The organism is Effusibacillus sp. SKA8, assembly GCF_058273125.1.
On sequence record NZ_JBZCSF010000036.1, the window covers coordinates 1 to 1,471 of the forward strand.

Consider the following 1,471-nt stretch of genomic DNA (forward strand, 5'->3'; position numbering starts at 1 on the left):
TGCGGGTATGTGAGTGTACCTGTTTTAACAGGTACAGTCGCTTCGTGTTATTTGGCTCGGTAGCTCAGTCGGTAGAGCAGAGGACTGAAAATCCTCGTGTCGGCGGTTCGATTCCGTCCCGAGCCACCATAAACAATCTGGCAAAGTGGAGAGAAGCGTTTGGGAGTGTGCCTGATACTTTCCTGAAGACCCAAAAAGATATTCGCCACCTTAGCACAGTCGGTAGTGCGCATCACTCGTAATGATGAGGTCGCCGGTTCGATCCCGGCAGGTGGCTCCACTCGGAGGGATACCAAAGTGGTCAAATGGGGCGGACTGTAAATCCGTTGGCATCGCCTTCGAAGGTTCGAATCCTTCTCCCTCCACCATAAATACTTGTTTTGGCTCGGTAGCTCAGTTGGTGAGAGCGACGGATTCATAACCCGTAGGTCGGGGGTTCGATTCCCTCTCGAGCCACCACTCTTTAAAATAATGAATGAGCACCGATGGGGAGTCGCCAAGCGGTAAGGCAACGGACTTTGACTCCGTCATGCGTAGGTTCGATCCCTACCTCCCCAGCCAAGCGGTTTTTGGGTATCCTTCAAAGCATTGTCTCCGAGGAGGGGGTGCTTTGGCGGACCGAATTTGCGGTCGTGGCGGAATTGGCAGACGCGCAAGATTCAGGTTCTTGTGGGCGCAAGCTCGTGGAGGTTCAAGTCCTCTCGACCGCACCAATTTTGAATATGCCGGAGTGATGGAATTGGCATACGTGCACGACTCAAAATCGTGATTTTGTGGGTTCGAGTCCCACCTCCGGCACCATTACCAAACCGAACGTCATGGTTCGGGTGTGCGTCGGAATGTAGCGCAGCTTGGTAGCGCGCACGCTTCGGGAGCGTGAGGTCCAGGGTTCGAATCCCTGCATTCCGACCAGTTTTTATGGAGAGATGTCCGAGTTGGTCGAAGGAGCACGATTGGAAATCGTGTAGGCGTTAACAGCGCCTCAAGGGTTCGAATCCCTTTCTCTCCGCCATTTCTTTTGGTTTCTTAATCCCAAACCAGTGGGTTGCAAAGATAGCCATTTGCGGGCGTAGTTCAGTGGCAGAACTCCAGCCTTCCAAGCTGGTCGCGTGGGTTCGATTCCCATCGCCCGCTCCATACGAAACTCTTTGGGTATTTTCTCAAAGGGTTTTTATTTTTGTGCTTGTCTTGTTTTACTTAGATCATTCGCGCAACTCAGGTATAATGATCCCGAGACAAATTTTTTTATTTTTCGGGTCTCTCTCCCGGTTCTATTCTTTTTGCGACCCCCATTTTCATTGATCGTGATTTTGGTAGGCTTGAAACCGTGTATTCTGTCATAGGGGAAAAACTGAGAGAATGTGAGGAATTGGAGCGTAGAAGCGAACTGTTTTCCGTAAAATGTTGTATTTGCTTGGTCTTGTTCAGTATGTGTGATTGAATAACGTTAAAATAGGTGATAAGATAGCCT

The 1,471-nt window shown here is 50.0% G+C and carries 10 tRNA genes; all 10 read left to right on the forward strand.

The annotated features are described in order from the left end of the window. Positions 1-53 precede the first annotated feature (53 nt). The 10 genes from AC4ED1_RS14560 to AC4ED1_RS14605 all read left to right on the forward strand — a co-directional run bounded on the left by AC4ED1_RS14560 (position 54) and on the right by AC4ED1_RS14605 (position 1,137). Positions 54-129 (forward strand) — tRNA-Phe (locus AC4ED1_RS14560). Positions 130-204: 75 nt separating this feature from the next. Next, positions 205-280, forward strand: a tRNA-Thr gene (locus AC4ED1_RS14565). A gap of 3 nt (positions 281-283) precedes the next feature. Next, positions 284-368: transfer RNA gene (locus AC4ED1_RS14570), tRNA-Tyr, on the forward strand. Between the two features lie 14 nt (positions 369-382). Then, a tRNA-Met gene (locus AC4ED1_RS14575) sits at positions 383-459 on the forward strand. 27 nt (positions 460-486) lie between these two features. After that, positions 487-561, forward strand: a tRNA-Gln gene (locus AC4ED1_RS14580). Between the two features lie 65 nt (positions 562-626). Beyond that, positions 627-713: transfer RNA gene (locus AC4ED1_RS14585), tRNA-Leu, on the forward strand. 11 nt (positions 714-724) lie between these two features. After that, a tRNA-Leu gene (locus AC4ED1_RS14590) sits at positions 725-801 on the forward strand. A 34-nt stretch (positions 802-835) separates the two neighbouring features. After that, positions 836-912, forward strand: a tRNA-Pro gene (locus tag AC4ED1_RS14595). A gap of 8 nt (positions 913-920) precedes the next feature. Beyond that, positions 921-1,012 (forward strand) — tRNA-Ser (locus AC4ED1_RS14600). Positions 1,013-1,063: 51 nt separating this feature from the next. After that, positions 1,064-1,137, forward strand: a tRNA-Gly gene (locus AC4ED1_RS14605). Positions 1,138-1,471 lie beyond the last annotated feature (334 nt).